Origin of the sequence: Deinococcus roseus (assembly GCF_014646895.1) — a bacterium.
Classification (GTDB): Bacteria; Deinococcota; Deinococci; order Deinococcales; family Deinococcaceae; genus Deinococcus_C; species Deinococcus_C roseus.
This window is the reverse complement of the sequence record NZ_BMOD01000001.1, coordinates 428,068-445,829: the sequence shown is the minus strand read 5'-3', so window position 1 is coordinate 445,829 and position 17,762 is coordinate 428,068. Positions and strand designations below refer to the sequence as shown.

Sequence of the window (17,762 nt, the reverse complement as noted above, 5' to 3'; positions counted from 1 at the left end):
TTACCAGTCGATTTGCTGACGGTTCTGGTAAAAGCTTCCGGTTCCCCTGACCTGCTCTGCAAGCCAGACGATGCCAGATGCTCCTTCCTGAACGCTGCCCGGAGCATCTGGTCCTCCCATGTCGGTCCTGACCCATCCTGGACACACCGCATTCACCGAGATGTGCCCCCGGCCTGCACGGGACAGCATCAGGGTGATGCCATTCAGGGCCAGTTTGGACAGCCGGTATGCAGAGGTGCTGGGATGCAGGTCTTCCCACGCTCCCATTTCACTGGACACATTGATGATCTGTCCTTTTCGTTTTTCCAGCAGGGGAAAAAGGGCCTGAGAGATTTCCAGGGCAGCAAAAGCATTCACCTCCATGGCCTCCCGGAAAGCATGGACAGGGACCTTCAAAATGTTCTGCCCTTCATCTGGGTAGATGCCTGCATTGTTGATCAGCACATCCAGCCCCCCATGCTGATGTTCCAGCCAGGTTCTGAGCTGCTCAATGCTTTCAGAGGAGGTCACGTCCAGCGCAACAGGGATCACCTCTGGACTGAGTTGCTGTGCCGCCTGCTTTGCTTTTTCCAGATCCCGCGCCGCCAGAATGACCCGAAATCCTTTGCCCAGCAGTTGCCTGCACACTTCAAAGCCAATTCCCCGGTTTGCTCCGGTCACCAGAGCCAGTTTGCTTGCCGTCATGTCCGAATTTTGCCTGCTGAGAGGTGGGGTGAGTGTGCATTGGGGTGGATTTGCTGGAAAGATGCCGAGGGCCGAGAGCACAGGGCCGAGGGCTTAAGGATCTGGCTTTGTCTTCGTCCTTCAAATTTGTACAGGTTTGGAAGGCAATGTGCAGGATGTGAAGAGGACTGAGTGCTTGCAAAACACTGGATGCGAACAGAGCATCGCATGGAAGTTGTATTTTGCCCTCGGCTCTCGGCCCTCGGCAATCTCCCATTCCCCTCCAGAATTTCCACCAACAATCCCATAAACAATCCCATAAACAATGCTGTTTCTTCCCGCCTGCCAGAGGTTACAATAACCAGAGTGCCCGGAGAGGGCTGCTCTGGAGGAAGAGATGTCAATAGATTACAAGAGCGCCGGTGTGGACATTGATGCTGGTAACCGCGCTGTGGAACTGATGAAAGACGCCGTCAAGCGCACCTACACCCCCCAGGTGCTGGCAGGCGTCGGGTCGTTCGGAGGACTGTTTTCGGCCCTGAACTTCAAAGACATGGAAGAGCCCGTGCTGGTGGCCTCCACCGATGGTGTGGGCACCAAGACCAAGGTGGCTGTGGCCGCACAGAAGTTTGACACGCTGGGCATGGACATCGTGAACCACTGTGTCAATGACATTCTGGTGCAGGGTGCCCGTCCGCTGTTCTTCCTGGATTATGTGGCCACTGGCAAACTGGTTCCCGAGACCGTGGCCACCGTGGTGAACGGTGCTGCCGTGGCCTGTGAGCGTGTGGGTGCAGCCCTGCTGGGCGGCGAAACCGCCGAGATGCCCGGTGTTTATCTGGAAGGCGAACTGGACCTGGTGGGCACCATCGTGGGTGTGCTGGACCGCAAGGATCTTGTGGATGGCAGCACCTTGCAAGAAGGGGATGTTTTGATTGGCGTTCCCAGCACGGGCCTCCACACCAACGGTTTTTCTCTGGCCCGCAAGGTGCTGGAAAACGAAGACCTCTTTGTGCCCCGTGACTTCCTGAACGGTGAAACTTACGCAGAAGCCCTGCTGAAACCCCACCGGGAATACGTGCTGGCCTACCGTGCCCTCAAAGATGCGGGTGTCAACGTCAAAGGGATGGCCCACATCACCGGAGGCGGCCTCATTGAGAACCCCCCACGGGTGTTTCCTGAAGGTCTGGGGGCCAGAGTTTACGAAGGCTCCTGGGACGTTCCACCCCTCTTCCAGAAAATCGTGGAGCTTGGACAGATTGAACTTGTGGAGGCCCACCGTGCCCTCAACATGGGCATCGGATACGTCTTCATGGTGACACTGGCAGAGCAGGACCTCGCCATGCAAATCCTGCGTGAAGCCGGAGAAACCCCTTACCGCATCGGGGAGATGGTGGCAGGCGAGGGCATCCAACTGGTGGGCCGGTGACCAAAAGGGTGCCACCCCCACCCACCGGATTCCGTGAGGGCAGTGACCTCACGGAATTCTGGGTGATCCGCCATGCCGAAACCACCTGGAACGCCATTCGCCGTTACCAGGGCCACACCGATGTTCCCCTGTCAGACCACGGAAAATTGCAGGTGCAGGCTCTGGCAGACCGTCTGGAAGGGGTTTCTGTGGATGCCATTTACTCCAGCGACCTCACCCGTTCCATGGACACGGCCAGAGGGATGGCTGCTGTTCTGAACAACCAGCCCACCATCCAGACCGATGACCGCCTGCGTGAAATCGATGTGGGCGAACTGGGTGGCCTGTACCTCCCAGACATTGAAGTGCAGCATGGGGAGTATCTGGCGGCTTTGCATCAGGACCCCTGGAACACCCGCCGTCCGGGAGGGGAGAGCATGGCCGACCTGTACGACCGGGTCAGTCAGGCTTTCTTCGAACTGCGCGACCGGCACAAAGGGGGCCGCGTGATGGTGGTCACCCACGGGGGTGTGGTGCGGGTGGCTGTCAGCCTTGCTCTGGGGGGCGAACTGCGCGATGTGTGGGCCAGACTTTCCATCGACAACACCAGCATCACCCGCTTTGTGCTGCATTCGGATGGAGGGAGGCTGCTCAGCTTCAACGATGCAGCCCACCTGGAAGATTTGTCTCTGGAAGACGAAGACGTACAGGTGCCCTGAAGCGGTCAGCGATCAGCCATCAGCTTTCAGCCGCTGGTTCAGCTTAACCTTCCCGTTCGTGTGTTTCAGGAACGGGAAGGTTGCTTTCTGGAAGGTCTTCATGAGATGGTTTGCTTGCATGAAGCTGCAGCTTCGCTGTTGTCTTTGCTGACCGCTGATGGCTGACAGCTGAGAGCTGAAATGTTATGTTGGTTCAGCCATGCTGATGCAACGTTTCAAGGAGGGCGATCCCAGAGCCCTGGCCCGCACCATCACCCTGCTGGAGTCCGGTCAGGACTTTCCAGAAGAGCTTCTTTCTCTGCACCACACTGCCCAGGTCATTGGCATCACCGGGAGTCCGGGCAGTGGGAAAAGCACCCTCACCGACCAGATCATTCAGGAACTGCGCAGCCAGGGAAAAACCGTGGCGGTGATTGCCGTGGATCCCAGCAGTCCTTTCACCGGAGGGGCCATTCTGGGAGACCGCATTCGCATGGCCCGGCACACCCTGGACAGCGGGGTGTTCATTCGCAGCCTGGCGTCCAGGGGGGCACTGGGTGGGGTGTCTGGCAAGACCCTGCAGGTTTTGCGGGCCATTGAGGCTTTTGGGTTTGATGTGATCCTGATTGAAACCGTGGGGGTGGGCCAGAGCGAGGTGGACATCGCCAGCATTGCCGATCACACCGTGCTGGTTCTGACCCCCAATCAGGGGGATGCGGTGCAGGCTTTCAAAGCCGGGGTGATGGAGATTGCTGATGTCTTTGTGGTGAACAAGAGTGACTTGCCCGGTGCAGACCGGGTGGTGCGTGAATTGCATGCCACCCTGACCCTGGGTGGCATGCTGGAATGGATGCCCCCCGCTGTGAAAACCAGTGCACAGAAAGGGCAGGGCATTCCGGAACTCCTCAAGGCTTTGCAGGACCACCGGGAGCATCTGGGAGCAGAGGGGCTCAGGCAGCGTCGTCTTAATCGTTTGAGGTTTGAATTGCGCGTCCTGCTGGAAGACTGGGCGCACGACAAACTCAGGGATGCTGAAAACCTGCTCCCTGAGGTGCTTTCCGGGAAACGATCATTGCAATCCCTTTTTGATTCCCTTTTCTAAACAAGTACCTGATTTTGCTTACCAAAAAATGTATACCACCTTGTTACACTGTTATTCGGATGAAACGACCCTTGATGTATCTCGTGCCGATTGCCTTTGTGGTGGCCACCCCTCTGGTGTGGGCCTACTCCATGCAGGACTCGGAACGGATTGAGAAAAAAGTCCAGGTGGGAAGCCTGGACCTGAGTGAAAAAACCTTCGCAGAAGCCATTGCTGCGCTCAAAGCTGCACCCCTCAAGGCTCCTGTGGTGACCGTGAAACTGGCAGACCAGATTTTCAGTGTTCCAGCCACCCGTCTGGGCTGGACCCTGGATTATGAAAGCACTGCAAAAACGGCTTTTGACCTGGGACAGCAGCGCACCACCTTCGAGCGGGTCCAGTACCGTTTTGGCTGGAAGAAAGACGTGCAGACCGCCGACTGGGTGGTCACCGTCAAACCCGATGTGCTGAAAAAGCAACTGGAAAGCTGGTCCAGAACCCTGGACGGCAAACCCGTGCCTGCCAGAGCCATCTTCAGCAATGGCAAGTACATCATTCAGGCAGACAAACCCGGTCAGGCTGCAGATGTGACGGCAGTGCTGAACACCTACACGGGCAATCCAGCCCTCACCAGCCTGGAAATCCCTGTGAAAACCATGCGGGCCGCTGTCACCAGAGAAAGCATCAAGCCCCTGATCGATCAGGCCAATCTGGTGCTCAGACCCATCACCGTGGTGGGCATCACCCCGGCGAAAAAGGAGCGCACCGGAACCCTGGGGGTCAACACCGTGGCAGATTTGTTCTGGGTGCGCTCAGACAAACTGGAGCTGGACCCCAAAGGCATCCAGCGTGCCATCCAGAAACTGGACGCCCTGATTGGTCAGCCTGCCCTGAATGCCAGTTTCCGTTTCTCCAAGGGCCAGATCAAAGCGGTCCCGGAGAAAACCGGCTACAGCGTGGACCAGAAGGCCGCATTTGAGGCCCTCTCCAACATGGTGCTTAAACCTGAAATGATCCAGGTGGAGGTGCCCCTCAAGGTGCAGGAACCCACCCTCACCCTGGCAGATTTGCCTGATCCCAGGAACCTGAAGCTGATTTCCAGCGGAACCAGCACCTTCAAAGGCTCCAGCCGTGAACGCTCCACCAATGTGAAGGTGGCTGCGGGAGCGCTGGATGGTCATGTGATTGCTCCAGATGAGGTGTTCAGCTTCAACAATGCCATCGGAGACATCTCCCCAGAGAATGGCTATGTGGGTGCCCTGGTGATCAGTGGTGGGCGCACCGTGGAAGGTGTGGGCGGAGGGGTGTGTCAGGTGTCCACCACCACCTTCCGCAGCATGTACAAAGCAGGCCTTCCCATCGTGGAACGCAATCAGCACGCCTACTGGGTGCACTGGTATGCGCCTCAGATGGGTTTTGAAGCTGCGGTGTACCAGCCCGGAGTGGACCTCAAGATGAAGAACGACACCGGTGCTCCCATCCTGGTTCGCACCATCACCGACATGGCCAAAGGCACCCTCACCGTCAATTTGTATGGGGTTCCCGTCAAACGCAAAGTGACCATTTCGGATGCCACCATCCTGTCCAGAACCCCTCATCCTGCCTCCAAAACCATTTATGACGCTTCACTGGCCCCCGGTCAGATGAAACAGGTGGACTGGGCTGTGGATGGGTACAACGTGCAGGTGACCCGCACCATCACGGACGGCAAAGGCACCCGCAAGGACACCATCAGCAGCAACTACAAGCCCTGGCAGGCGGTTTATGCTGTGGGCCCTGCCCGCTGAGTTCCCAGAAAATCTGAATTTTTCAGTGCAAGAAGGCCTCCAGAATTTTGATCTGGAGGCCTTCTTTTGAATGGATCTGATGTCAGGAGTGGGTGGCAGGAACGATCTTCTTGCGCAAGAGCTGCATGCGCTGTCCCAGCCGTTCCCACCAATGGGGTCTGAAGTGGTCCTTGAAGTTCAGGGTGGCGTATTCGCTGCCCACATCGTGACCAAGCTGCTCGGTCAGGAAGTAGCGGTGGTCCATGATCCACAGGTAGATGTCAGCTTCGGTGCGGCCAGGGAACTTGCTCATCACGTTGTGCTTGCGCAGGTTCCGGACCACGTGCCAGTACAGCTTGTCGTACCAGGAGCCCACAGCCTCTTCCCAGCTGATGTCCCTCTGCTCCTGAATGCCCAGGTAGTACTGTCTGGTGCGGATGTGCTCCAGCAGGATGTCGTACCGTCCTGGCGTGCTGAAGTCAATCTCGGCATGGTCAGGGCGCAGGGTGTCCAGACCCAGGTGGCGGTAGAATTCCACTTTTTCAGAGCGGATGATCATTTCACGCAGGGATTCACCAGGGTGGGGGGTGATGCTGACATCCAGTTCGATGATTTCGGCATCGATGTACTTCTGGTGGGTGCTTTTGGCCACGCTCACCCGGTGGTTGCCGTCCTTGACAAAGTACCCTTCGCCGACCTTGTACACCTGAATGGGGGGAAGCTCTTTGCCTTCAATCTGGGCTTTTCTGATGGCCACCCAGCGTTCATCGAGGTGGTGGGTCAGGGGCAGAAAGTGCTGGTCAAACTCGTCGTAGCGGTCCACGGAACCGATGATTTGCTCTACCAAAATGGTCTGGGTTCCAATATAATGTTCTCCACGCGGGTTCAAGAAGCGCACCCACTCGAAGGGAATCAGGTGGTTGTCCTCTCCACGCAGGGTGGCCAGAATGTTGTTGAGCAGTGCCTGCCGCTTGGCCTCTTCGATTTCTTGTGTTGCGGTGCTGTTGGCGTACATGCTCACCTCCTCCTTTGCTTGACGCAAGAGCAAAGTGTGAATCTTTGAGAATACCTGAGACCCGGTCTCAGGTACAGGGTCATTGGTGTGCAATGTACCCTATGCCTCCATTGTAGCGAAATATATCAGGGGATGGACAGGACTTCCATCACCCAGTAAGCATGACCACTTACCTGCTCATCCAGAACACTTACCCTGTGAGGAACACCCCATGAACTTTTTGGGGTGTGGCGGCGTATCTGTCTTGCCTCGGTGGTGTGATGCGAGGTGCCAGAAGTTGGAGGTTCATGAATGCTTGGTAAATTTTTCAAGAAGCCCTCTGCAGACAACAAAAGGGTTCCTCCGGGTCAATCCCTGACCGAACGCTTCCCGGTTTTGACCTACGGGCCTGTCCCCACCCTCAGGCCTGAACAGGTGGAAATCCGCATCTCTGGCCTGGCCGAACCCAGAATTTTCAGCTGGCAGGATCTGCTGGCTTTGCTGCAGACCACCCACACCTACGACATCCACTGTGTGACCCACTGGAGCAAACTGGACACCACCTGGACCGGAATCAGCATCCCCACACTGATGCAGCACCTCAAGGTGGACCCTGCCGCCACAGCGGTGATGGTGCACTGTTATGGCGGTTACACCACCAACCTGCTGCTGGAAGACTTCAACAGAGACCTCAACCTGCTGGCCCACACCTTCGATGGAAAACCCCTGGAGAAAGACCACGGTGGTCCCCTCAGGCTGGTGGTCCCCCACCTGTATTTCTGGAAAAGCGCCAAGTGGGTTTCTGGCTTTGAATTTTTGACCGCAGACCATCCCGGTTTCTGGGAAAAGAACGGCTACCACATGCGGGGCGATCCCTTTAAAGAAGAACGTTTCGACGACGATTGAGGGACAGAATGCCGAGGGCCGAGGGCCAAGAGCAAAGGGCAGATGCATGGGCATCAGCAGGGGTGCCTTTCTGTTTTGAGGTTTTCTCCCTGTTTTCTGGAGCCAGATCCACTAAGGTAAATCCATGAATGACTTGCCCCTGGACCTTCCTCAGGATGAATACATCGTTCCAGATGTTCTGCAGCCAGGTTTGAAACTGGTGTTTTGTGGGACAGCCCCCAGCAAAACCTCTGCTGCTGCAAAAGCGTATTATGCCAATCCACAGAACAAATTCTGGCGGGTGCTGCATCAGGTGGGACTGGTTCCCAGACCCATGAAACCTCAGGAATTTCAGATCCTCCCTGAATATGGCTTGGGACTCACCGATGTGTGCAAGCGTTTTTCGGGCATCGATTCGGTGTTGCCCTCAGAAGGGTTCACCCCGGATGAACTCACCCAGAAAGTTCGCACCTTCAAGCCCAGCGTCATTGCCTTCACCAGCAAAAGGGCGGCTCAGGAAGGCTTGCAAAAAAAGAAACTGCAGTTTGGCCTGCAACCCGAGACGTTTGAAGGTGCGGAGGTGTTCGTGTTGCCGTCCACCAGTCCTCTGGCAGATTCACACTTCAACATCGAGCACTGGCAGAATCTGGCAGAGCACATCCGGCAACTTCCTGATTCAGAACCCTCCTGATTCAGAACCCTCCTGATTCAGAACCCTGAAGTCATCTCCAGTTCCCAGAGTTTTTCCAGGCTTTCACGTCTGCGGATCACCCTGAAGTCCCCATCCCACAGGACCTCGGCGGGTCTGGGACGCGAGAGGTAGGTGCTGGACATCACGGCCCCATAAGCCCCAGCCTGCTCTAGGGCCAGGATGTTGCCGCGTTCTGGAAGGGGAAGCTCAACATCTCGGGCCAGCACATCCCCACTTTCACATGCAGGGCCTGCCAGATCAAAACGGTCTGTTTCTGGATGGTCCCACAGGGGTCTTAAAGGGTGCATGGCTCCGTACAGCATGGGCCTGAGGATTTCGGTCATGCCTGCGTCCAGCAAAACAAATTTGCGGGCGGTTTCTTTGGTGCCCACCACCCGGGTCAACAGCACCCCGCTTTCTGAAACCAGAAAACGTCCGGGTTCCACCCACAGTTCTGCCCCAAAGGATTTTGCAGCCTCAAACGCAATTTTTGCGATTCCTTCCAGATCTGCGTTCAGGCCCCATCCACCCCCAACATCCAGCACTTCCAGGTGGCCCACCTCATCTGCCAGGTGGGCCACTTTTTCAAATGCCTCCCGGAAGTCCTCGGGGTTCTGGATGGCACTGCCGATGTGCAGATGCAGGCCCCGCACATTCAAACCCGCATCTCTGGCCTGCTGGAGGGCTTCTGCGGCATGTCCCAGGGGGATGCCAAATTTGGAATGGGCTTCCCCGGTGGCCAGATGGGAATGGGTGGAGACATGCAGTTCAGGATTCACCCGCACAATGGCTTTTGCTCCAGGCTTCAGAAAATGGCATTCGTCCAGGCGGTCCAGAATGAAGGTGGCCCCCACCTGCTGTCCCAGTTCATATTCCTCCAGGGTTTTTGCGGGTCCATTGACCAGAATGCGCTCTCCGGGAACCCCTGCGTGCAGGGCTTTGTGCAACTCGCCGTACGACACCACCTCGAAGCCCAGACCCTGGTCTTTCATGCGGCGCACGATGTGCAGGTTGGAATTGGCTTTCATGGCAAAGAAAATCTTTGCACCAGAAAAAGCCTGAATGGCACGCTGGATGCGCTCGTCCAGCACACGGGCATCGTAGACATAGAGGGGGGTGCCGTGGGTTTCGGCAGCATGCAGCAGTTGTTCGCGGGAAAGCATGGAAGCATTCTAACAGCAGCCAGCAGCGTTTTGGAATTGATTCCAATAGATGTTTTGGTTTTCTGGCAGATTGTTTTCCTGACACATTGGTTTTCTGACAGAGAAGTTGATAGCATGACAGCATGACTGAACTGTCCTTTATTGCCAGGGCCTGCTATGTGGGTGAACTGGATGACTCCGATACTTTTGTGATTGCACTGGCAGACGACGCAGAAAACCCCCAACAGACTTTTGAACTGCAAAAAACCGAGACAGGCCAGAGCTACACCACTGTGCTCACCTCAGGGGCCACTTTTGAGGGCGGCATTGTTTCCCATCAACTCACCTCAGAAAGCCTGACCCTGCAGTATTCAAAAGAGGCAGAGGGAACTCTGGGACTCTCCAGCATTCAGGTGAAACTGGACCTTGACCCCATGGTGATTGACCAGATCCGTTCTGGATTTGAAGTGCTGTTCTCCTGATTTTGTCTTTTAAGACTTTTAAAATGAATGTAATAAAAATGACCGATTCTCTGGCTTGTGGTGCTAAAATCTAGACATTCAGAAGTTGATCTTTGGAGCGAAAAACCTCGAAAGTTTGATTTTTGAACAGTTTAAATCTGATCCGACTGGTTCATCTCTCGGGTCAGATTTTTTGTTGTGTTGTTGGCTTATTAGAGCATTTGACAGAAGAATAAAAGGTTGTTTCCTGGGCTGATGTTCTCTGAAACAGGAAGATTCAGAAAAATCCTCCTGTTTCACCAATCAACGCAGTAATGCGTTGATTGGTGTCTTTTTGATGGTGGTACGATTCGCTTTTTGAAGAATCATATGGCTTTCTGCCTTCTGCATTTGGTTTAAGCGGGTTTCCATTGGGCGAGACATGCCGTCCTGTGCAATACGAGGGACTGCATCTTGGTCCCTCAGCCCGCTCGCCCCTGCAGTTTTTTGCCCTCGGCTCTTGGCCCTCGGCATCCACCCAATGCTCCAGGCATCCACCCCAATTGTCCCCCGAATCACACCCCACCCCTCTGCCTCTGATACACTGTTTTATTGTGCGTTCAGCACGGAGGTTGAAATGAACAAGGGCCGTGTGCTCTGCGCCATGTCTGGGGGCGTTGATTCCAGCGTGAGTGCAGCACTTCTCAAAGAACAGGGTTACAGTGTCATTGGCGCGATGATGCGCTTCTGGCCGGACCACAAGCGCATGGATACGTTTGACACCTGCTGCTCCCCGGATGCGGCTTACGAAGCCCGTCGGGTGGCGGACCAGGTGGGCGTGCCGTTTTACCTGCTGGATTACCGCAAGGAATTCGAGGAGAACATCATGCGCCCCTTTGTGGAGGAGTACGCCGCGGGCCGCACCCCCAACCCCTGCGTGAACTGCAACACCAAAGTGAAGTTTGATGCCCTGATCAAGAAAGCCCGCATGCTGGGCTGTGAATATGTGGCCACCGGGCACTATGTGAAGCGCGTGGACCGGGAAGACGGCACCGTGGAATTCCACCGGGGCGATGATCCCAGAAAAGACCAGACCTACTTCCTGTGGGGCACCCCCAGGGACGCGATGAAGCACATCCTCTTCCCGGTGGGGGAGATGGAAAAGCCCAGGGTGCGTGAACTGGCAGAGCAATACGGTCTGATCACGGCCAAAAAGCCCGAATCGCAGAACATCTGTTTTGTGCCTTCCACCATTCAGGAGTACCTGACCGAGTACATTCCGCAGGTGCAGGGTCACATGGTGGACATCCACACCGGAGAAGTGGTCGGAGAGCACCTCGGGACACAGTATTACACCATTGGACAGAAGAAGGGCCTGAACCTTTACAAGTCCAATGTGGTGCGTTATGTGGTGCACATCGACCCCGAGAGCAAGGTCGTGTGGGTGGGCAATTACGAAGATTGCCACTGGACCACCCTCTCTGCCAGCAAGGTCAATTACCTGCTGGATGTGACCGACCTCCCAGAAGACCTTGAGGTGCAGGTGCGTTATCGCAGTCAGCCTGTGAAAGCCAGACTGCTGAAGGCCACAGAAGAGGCGTTCCAGCTGGAATTTCTGGAACCCCAGTTTGCAGTGGCTCCGGGTCAGAGTGTGGTGCTGTACAGCGGGGACCGTCTGCTGGGTGGAGGAATGATTGATTCAAGAATTCCTGAAACCCCGGCTGTGAAGTACCCCAGACCCAAAAAGGTGAAGCCCAGAAAGCCCAAACCACAGCCTCAAGCGTGATTTGCAAAACACTCCCTGCGGGGAGTGTGTTTTTTGGTTCAGATTCAAAGGGCGCTTCTCTTTACCCTGAAGAACATGGAACAGACCCGAAAGCATGCGCTTCCCCTCTTGTTGTTGGCTTTGCTGGGTGTGCTGGGGTTTTTGTGGTGGTCTCGCCCTACAGCCAGACGCAGCCCTTTGCAACTGGCCGATGAGGGTCATGGCCCCCTGATCTACCGTTCCTACTGGCTGGACATCCAGAACGCCCGTGTTCCAGCCCATCAACTGTTTGAAAAAATCACCGAAGATGTTTCTGCTTTCTGTCCGGGTCTGCTGGCCGATTTCACCAAGACCCGGGGTGCAGAGGATTTCCTGAAGGTGGGAGATGAATACGACATCCGCATTTTCGGTCCCTGGAATGGCCGGGTGAGGGTGGTGGAGATGGAAGGCCATGCTTTTACACTGGCCACCCTGAAGCCGCATCCTGAGGCAGGCCAGATCCGATTTGAGCTGGAACGGCAGGGAGAGGGTCTGAGGTTCTCCATTTCTTCCCAGGCGCGGTCCAGAGATGCACTGGTGCATCTGGCCTACCGTTTTCTGGGGGGGAACAGGGTGCAACAGGAAGCCTGGAAGACCTTCTGTGAACGGGTGCAAGAAGCCAGTGGAGGAGAGGCTGCAGGTGAATTTCACGCCGAAACCCGTGAACTTGCAACCCCGCCCCAGGTTCAGGAGGTTTCATGACCCGTCCAGAACAGCCTTTGTGGGAAGTGTACCGGGAGCGTCTGGAGCAGATCGGTGCCCTGTCCTACAACTTTGATCCAGAGAAATCTGCAGAGTACACCCGCAAAACCGGCTGGCGGGTGGATGCTTACGAGGCAGAATTGCCTTTTGAGCAACCCGGCCAGCCGGAAGAGTGGGGGCCTTTTCAGGTGGCAAAGGGCATCGTGCAGGATTACCGGTTTCCTCCTCCAGGACTCATTCAGGGGATTTATTACCCGGACAGACCGCTGGCAGAGCGTTACATGCTTTTGAAAGCCCATTTTCTGTGGATGACCTTTTTCTTCGGGGTGAAAATTGGCGGGGTGATTGACACCCTGAAAGAAACCGAAGCAGGCCAGGAGCAGATCTGGGGTTACAACTACCGCACCTTGCAGGGCCATTTTGAGAAAGGCCAGATTGAGTTTCTGGTGGTGAAAAACCTGCAAACCGGTAAGGTGTTTTTTCGCATTCAGGCCTATTCCAGACCGGACCGCATCAAAAATCTGATCTACCAGATTGGATTCTGGATTTTTGGACGGCCTTTGCAGCTCTATTTTGCCCGTGAGTCCATGAAGCGCATGGTGCAACTGGTGCAGGCAGAACTGCAGGGCAAAACCGCCCCCGAGGGTCCAAAGGTGCGTCCAGTGTCCCAGAGCGCAGAAGCCACCGAGGCTTTGAAAGACGTGAAGGACCAACAAAAAGAACAACAGAAAGAACAACAAAAGATGAAAGAGCAGGGGTCCTGACATGATAAAATACAGCATGGCAATTCGATATTTACAGAATGCGTGGCAGCATTTCAGCGGTCATGCCCGTCCCTATGAAAAGGTTGCCTTTCAACATGCTTTTCAGCACGCTTCCATCCTTCCCGTGGTGGAAGCGCTTCAAAACATGCAGAACGAAGACGGGGGCTTTGCAGCCCTCTTTGAGCCCGACAACCGCAGCACCGTTTCTTCAGCCCTGGCCACCAGCATTGCGCTGCGTGAAGCCAGACGCCTGGGCATGTCTGTCACCGAACCTGTGGTGCAATTTGCTGTGAATTACCTGCTGGAAACCCTGGACCCTGAGACCCTGACCTGGAGGATCATCCCGGAAGAAGCCCAGCAAGACCCCCATGCGCCCTGGTGGGACAACGAAGATGGCACCCTGCTGAACCGTTTCTCGGGGTGTGTTCTGAACCCCAGAGCAGATCTGCTGGGTTCCCTGTGGGCCTATCAGGAACTGGTCCCGGAAGACCTGCTGGTTCAACTCACCGACGCTGTGCTGCAGGAAGCCACCACTGCACATGAAATGCATGACCTGATCTGCCTTGCCCAGTTGCTGGGCACCGAAGAATTGCCCGATGTGTACCGGGATCCCTTGCTGGAGGTGTTCAGGGAACGGGTTTTGCCCCTGATTCCAGAAACCCGGGAAACCATGCAAGGTTATGTGTTGTTGCCCCTGCAAATTGCACCTGCACCAGAGCATCCTCTGGCTTTTGACCTGGAAGCTGCAGTGCAGGTGCAACTCGAACTCTTGCTGGAGACCCAGAAACCCCAGGGCCACTGGGAACCGAGCTGGTCCTGGGGAAACACGGAAGCAGATCAGGAATGGCGCAGCATCCTGACCTTTCAGAACGTCTTAGCTTTGCAGGCCTGGGGTCTGTGAGCTGATTTCCTGAGCATCTTCCTCTTTGCCATCCTGCAGGCTGACAGGTTCGGCTTTCTTGAATTTGTAAGCTTCCAGGAAAGCATGGTAATTCAGGTACTGGATCCAGCCAGCAGCACTCAGGGGGCCAAACTGGTCATGCTCCACTTTCTGCTGGTCTGCGTTGGCAATGGCTTCCTGACCCACTTTTATGGTTTCCTGGCGGGTTTCGGTGAACTGGTTCATCAGGGATTCCATGGAGTCTTCTTCTGATGGGTAATACTCCTGCGAGGAGTCGTTCAGCAGCTCTCCACCGTTGAACACCTTCAGTTTGTTGGTGCCCCAGCGCTCAATGGCCAGGATGTGCCCCAGTTGCTTGCGGTTTTCGGGGGTGTCTGGCAATTCGCGAAATTTGCGGGAAAGCTGGGTCTGGGTGTCTTCCAGGGCTTTCAGCAGCTGTGAGGGATCTTTCTTGCTGCCTGTGAAATCGATGAATCCGCTTCCAAAAATGTGGTAGGGGTTCTTGTCCCGCAGGTACCAGGCGAGGCCTCCGAGGGCTGCAATTCCAATGACATGTCCGGCTTTGATTTTCATGCTTTTAAGCATAAGAAATTTTTTTGCTGCAGGAAGGGGCAATTTTCACAAAATGGGAAACCCATTAGCGAACAGATGGAAACAGAGCGTTTCCTGGATGTGCAGGAAACGCCCCATTGAGAAGAAACTTTTGAAATGAAGCTTTATCTGGTCAGCGTGACTTTTTTCAGGTGAGGTGGGTTGTCCGGGTTCAGGTTGCGGGCCAGTGCCACATACCCGCTGAACAGGTAAAAAGGCAGGATGTTCACCAGGGGGTCCAGCAGGGGATGGTCAGCAGGTGGGGTGATCACCTGAGCAGCCCGGTTCAGGTGGCTGGAAGCCCCGATGGTCAGCAGATCTGCTCCGCGGGTTTCCAGGTCTTGGTAGGCCTGCTCATTCAGCGGTTGGCTGGCATCGCGGGTCTGGTAGGCCAGAATCGGGAAGCCCTGCTCAATGATGCGGGTGGGTCCGTGGCTGAATTCTGCCGTCGAGTAGGCTTCCGCATGAATGCCCGTGGTTTCCTTGAGTTTCAGGGCAGACTCGTGGGCAATGCCAAAGTGGGGGCCACGGGCCAGAATCACCATGCTGCTGGCGTAACGGTAGCGGTCTGCCGTCAGGCGCAGGCTCTCCTCAAGTTTCAGGGCCTGTTCCTGCACGTCTGGCAGGGTATGCAGGGCTTTCTTCAGCTCGGGATCCCCCTCGCCCAGCAAATGCAGGAAAGCGGCAGCACTGGCCACAAAGCTCTTGGTGGCGGCCACAGCTTTTTCGGGTCCAGCGTGCATGGGAAGCAGGAACTCGGCGGCCTGGGCCAGTGGGGAATCCACATTGTTGGTGATGGCCAGGGTGATGGCTCCGCTTTCACGGGCGGCTTTCACCGATTCCACCACGTCAGGGGAGGCCCCGGACTGTGAAGTGGCAATCACCAGACCGTTTTGCAGTTTGAGGGTCTTGTGGTACACGCTGCTGACGCTGGGCGCAAAACTGGCCACAGGAATGCCCAGGGTCAGTTCGATGGCGTATTTCAGGTACAGGCTGGCGTGGTCACTGGACCCACGGGCAATGGTCACAGCAAATTGAGGCTGGCGCTCCTGAATCACTTTCCAGAGGGCTTCCACGCGTTGCTGGTTCTGTTCCAGCAGGCGTCTCACCACAGAGGGGGCTTCGCGGGTTTCCTGTAGCATGAGGGGGTCACTCATGGATGCTCCTTCCACCAACAAGGGTGTCTACGACATTCAAGTTGTCATCCAGGACAACGAAATCGGCGCGTTTGTCTTTTTGAATGCTGCCCCGGTCTGACAGACCGAGGTAACGGGCGGGTGTGCTGCTGAGCATGCGTGAGGCTTCTTCCAGAGGAACCCCCAGCTGAACAGCATTTCTCAGGGCTTCATCCAGGGTCAGCAGGCTTCCGGCGATGGTGCCGTCTGCCAGACTGGCCCGGTTGTTTTTGACATACACAGTCTGGCCGCCCAGATCGCTTTCTCCGTCTCCCAGACCTGCTGCACGCATGGCGTCGGTGATCAGGATCAGTTTCTCGGGCTTGAGCTGCCTTGCCAGTTCAAAGCTCCCTGGATGCACGTGGTGAAGATCCAGAATCACCTCGGTGTACACCTGCTTGCTCACCAGCACAGCGCCCAGAATGCTGGGGTCGCGTCCGGTCAGGCCCCCCATGGCGTTGTAAAGGTGGGTGGCAGCAACGGTGCCTCCCAGGGCCACCACTTTTTCAATGAAATCCACAGTGGTCTGGAAATCTGCACGGGTGTGACCAATGCTGATCCTGACTCCAGCTTCAATCAGTTGGGGCAGGCTTTCGGTGACGCCCTCAATCTCAGGGGCCACAGTGGTGCTGCGAATCACCCCGATGTGCAGAAGTTCATCCAGCAATGCTGGATTGGGAGAGAGGGCAAACGGAGGTTGTGCCCCCAGCCTGCCAGGACTGATGAAAGGGCCTTCCAGATGGGCACCGGGAACATCGGCCCCATGCCAGATGCCCTGGGCTTCCTTGACCGCCTGCAGCGCAGAGACAATGTTCTCCCAGGGGTTGGTGATGGTGGTGGGAAGCAGGGTGGTGGTGCCATGCCGGGCATGAAACATCCTCAGGGTCTGGATGCCTTCCAGGCCATCCATGGTGTCGCCCCCCGCACCTCCATGAACGTGGGTGTCGATGAAGCCGGGCAGGATGTAATGCTTGCCTGATCGGGCAGGCCGCAGTGCTTCAATGCAATCTGAAAAATGCAGGGTGGCCTTCTGAAAGCCTGCCGGGGTGAGAACCTGTCCTTGAATCTGCATGGGGAAGTCTCCTGAGACAAGAAATTGAGGCAAAAAAGACCTTCCTGTGTGGGAGCACAGGTGCCTGGAAGGTGGGAAAACCTTCTGGTGCAAGAAACCATGAACGCTGCTTCAAGCAGGTCCAGGGTGTGGATGGGTGGGGTGAAGTTGCTTCAGCCGAAGGGGTTTACAGGGTGTGTTACAGTCCGGTTTTCAGCTCCACGATGAAGTCGTACATGTCTCCACGGTAACTTGAGACCACGTATTCCAGCAGCCGTCCATCCTGGTCCCAGGTGATGCGCTCGGTGTGCAGCACCGCTGAATTCTTGGGCAGGTTCAGCAGGTGGGCTGTGTCCGGGTCGGCACTCTTGGCCCTGAGGTGTTGCAGTGCCCGTGAGGGGTAACGGCCCTGCCGTTGCAGGAAGGTGTACAGCGAGTGGTTCTCGATGTCCTCCCGGCTCAGGCTCATCTGCAATATGGTGGTGGGCAGCACGCTGGTTTCGATGGCCAGTGGGATCTCATTGGCGGTCCTGAGGCGTTTCAGACGGTACACTTCCTGGGTGGGGCTGATGCCAAGGTTGAGCGCCTCCGAGGGATTGGGCCTCGAGCGTTCAAAGGAAATCACCCTTGCTCCGGGAACCATACCTCTTGCCCGCATGTCATCGCTGAAACTGGTCAGCGAACTGAGCGATTGCATGATGCGCTTGGACGCCACATAGGTGCCACTGCCCCGTTTGCGGTTCAGGCGTTCCCGTTCTTCCAGAACCCCCAGCGCCTGCCGGATGGTCACGCGAGAAACGTTAAAAGCCTGTGTGAGATCACGTTCAGACGGAAGTGCACTGCCCTCTGTGAAGACCTGATCGTCGATCATCTTCTCCAGAATTCCTGCCACCTGAAGGTACATGGGTGTGGAGTCGGTGGGGTTGAGGCTCTTGGAGGCCTGGGTCAGTACATCGTGTAACATAGATACCATCATAATACCACTTCTAGGCTTTTTGGCAATCAC

The 17,762-nt window shown here is 56.0% G+C and carries 18 protein-coding genes; 11 read left to right on the top strand and 7 right to left on the bottom strand.

The annotated features are described in order from the left end of the window. Entirely contained in the window at window positions 1–684 is a 684-nt protein-coding gene (locus tag IEY52_RS02040) for an SDR family NAD(P)-dependent oxidoreductase (RefSeq protein ID WP_188999048.1), read from the bottom strand. A gap of 376 nt (window positions 685–1,060) precedes the next feature. Between IEY52_RS02040 and purM the strand changes: the two genes are divergently transcribed. The 4 genes from purM to IEY52_RS02020 all read left to right on the top strand — a co-directional run bounded on the left by purM (window position 1,061) and on the right by IEY52_RS02020 (window position 5,637). Beyond that, window positions 1,061–2,092: a phosphoribosylformylglycinamidine cyclo-ligase gene (gene purM / locus IEY52_RS02035; protein WP_188999046.1), complete on the top strand. Its 1,032-nt coding sequence runs from the start codon at window positions 1,061–1,063 to the stop codon at window positions 2,090–2,092. Further along, the gene (locus IEY52_RS02030) at window positions 2,089–2,790 is read left to right on the top strand and encodes a histidine phosphatase family protein (RefSeq protein ID WP_188999043.1); all 702 of its coding nucleotides are present in this window, start codon (window positions 2,089–2,091) and stop codon (window positions 2,788–2,790) included. The genes purM and IEY52_RS02030 overlap by 4 nt, the downstream gene beginning before the upstream one ends. Before the next feature lie 199 nt (window positions 2,791–2,989). After that, complete coding sequence (gene meaB / locus IEY52_RS02025; protein ID WP_188999041.1) at window positions 2,990–3,871, top strand: methylmalonyl Co-A mutase-associated GTPase MeaB; 882 nt, start codon at window positions 2,990–2,992, stop codon at window positions 3,869–3,871. 59 nt (window positions 3,872–3,930) lie between these two features. Continuing rightward, window positions 3,931–5,637, top strand: coding sequence for a VanW family protein (locus IEY52_RS02020; RefSeq protein WP_188999038.1), 1,707 nt, complete (start codon window positions 3,931–3,933; stop codon window positions 5,635–5,637). Window positions 5,638–5,719: 82 nt separating this feature from the next. On the opposite strand, the gene IEY52_RS02015 is transcribed toward IEY52_RS02020, so the two are convergent. Then, entirely contained in the window at window positions 5,720–6,631 is a 912-nt protein-coding gene (locus tag IEY52_RS02015) for a DUF4032 domain-containing protein (protein ID WP_188999035.1), read from the bottom strand. Between the two features lie 291 nt (window positions 6,632–6,922). Here IEY52_RS02015 and IEY52_RS02010 point away from each other — a divergent pair, with 291 nt between their 5' ends. Both IEY52_RS02010 and IEY52_RS02005 read left to right on the top strand, forming a co-directional pair. Continuing rightward, complete coding sequence (locus IEY52_RS02010; protein WP_188999032.1) at window positions 6,923–7,516, top strand: sulfite oxidase-like oxidoreductase; 594 nt, start codon at window positions 6,923–6,925, stop codon at window positions 7,514–7,516. Window positions 7,517–7,640: 124 nt separating this feature from the next. Continuing rightward, complete coding sequence (locus IEY52_RS02005; RefSeq protein ID WP_188999029.1) at window positions 7,641–8,186, top strand: mismatch-specific DNA-glycosylase; 546 nt, start codon at window positions 7,641–7,643, stop codon at window positions 8,184–8,186. Between the two features lie 17 nt (window positions 8,187–8,203). Here the strand turns inward: IEY52_RS02005 and lysA are convergent, their stop codons facing one another. Continuing rightward, complete coding sequence (lysA, locus tag IEY52_RS02000) at window positions 8,204–9,349, bottom strand: diaminopimelate decarboxylase (protein WP_188999026.1); 1,146 nt, start codon at window positions 9,347–9,349, stop codon at window positions 8,204–8,206. Window positions 9,350–9,471: 122 nt separating this feature from the next. Between lysA and IEY52_RS01995 the strand changes: the two genes are divergently transcribed. From IEY52_RS01995 to IEY52_RS01975, 5 genes are all read left to right on the top strand, one after another. Then, window positions 9,472–9,810: an Imm10 family immunity protein gene (locus IEY52_RS01995; protein WP_188999024.1), complete on the top strand. Its 339-nt coding sequence runs from the start codon at window positions 9,472–9,474 to the stop codon at window positions 9,808–9,810. A 595-nt stretch (window positions 9,811–10,405) separates the two neighbouring features. Further along, window positions 10,406–11,554, top strand: coding sequence for a tRNA 2-thiouridine(34) synthase MnmA (gene mnmA / locus IEY52_RS01990; RefSeq protein ID WP_188999021.1), 1,149 nt, complete (start codon window positions 10,406–10,408; stop codon window positions 11,552–11,554). 75 nt (window positions 11,555–11,629) lie between these two features. Beyond that, window positions 11,630–12,274: a DUF1990 family protein gene (locus IEY52_RS01985; RefSeq protein ID WP_188999018.1), complete on the top strand. Its 645-nt coding sequence runs from the start codon at window positions 11,630–11,632 to the stop codon at window positions 12,272–12,274. Next, a complete protein-coding gene (locus tag IEY52_RS01980; protein ID WP_188999015.1) occupies window positions 12,271–13,038 on the top strand; it encodes a DUF1990 family protein in 768 nt (255 codons plus the stop codon). Before IEY52_RS01985 ends, IEY52_RS01980 begins: the two co-directional genes overlap by 4 nt. Window positions 13,039–13,054: 16 nt before the next feature. Next, a complete protein-coding gene (locus tag IEY52_RS01975; protein WP_188999011.1) occupies window positions 13,055–13,939 on the top strand; it encodes a hypothetical protein in 885 nt (294 codons plus the stop codon). Here IEY52_RS01975 and IEY52_RS01970 read toward each other — a convergent pair. The 4 genes from IEY52_RS01970 to IEY52_RS01955 form a co-directional block, all read right to left on the bottom strand. Next, window positions 13,913–14,512 carry a hypothetical protein gene (locus IEY52_RS01970; RefSeq protein ID WP_188999008.1) on the bottom strand — a complete coding sequence of 200 codons (600 nt, stop codon included), beginning with the start codon at window positions 14,510–14,512 and terminating at the stop codon, window positions 13,913–13,915. The genes IEY52_RS01975 and IEY52_RS01970 overlap by 27 nt on opposite strands. 143 nt (window positions 14,513–14,655) lie before the next feature. Continuing rightward, window positions 14,656–15,687, bottom strand: a complete 1,032-nt coding sequence (locus IEY52_RS01965) for an SIS domain-containing protein (RefSeq protein WP_229684610.1) — start codon at window positions 15,685–15,687, stop codon at window positions 14,656–14,658. Beyond that, on the bottom strand, window positions 15,680–16,777 hold the full coding sequence (gene nagA, locus IEY52_RS01960; protein ID WP_188999005.1) for an N-acetylglucosamine-6-phosphate deacetylase: 1,098 nt from the start codon (window positions 16,775–16,777) through the stop codon (window positions 15,680–15,682). Before nagA ends, IEY52_RS01965 begins: the two co-directional genes overlap by 8 nt. A 178-nt stretch (window positions 16,778–16,955) precedes the next feature. Next, window positions 16,956–17,720 (bottom strand): GntR family transcriptional regulator, encoded by a 765-nt coding sequence (locus tag IEY52_RS01955; RefSeq protein ID WP_229684609.1) that lies wholly within the window; start codon window positions 17,718–17,720, stop codon window positions 16,956–16,958. Window positions 17,721–17,762 lie beyond the last annotated feature (42 nt).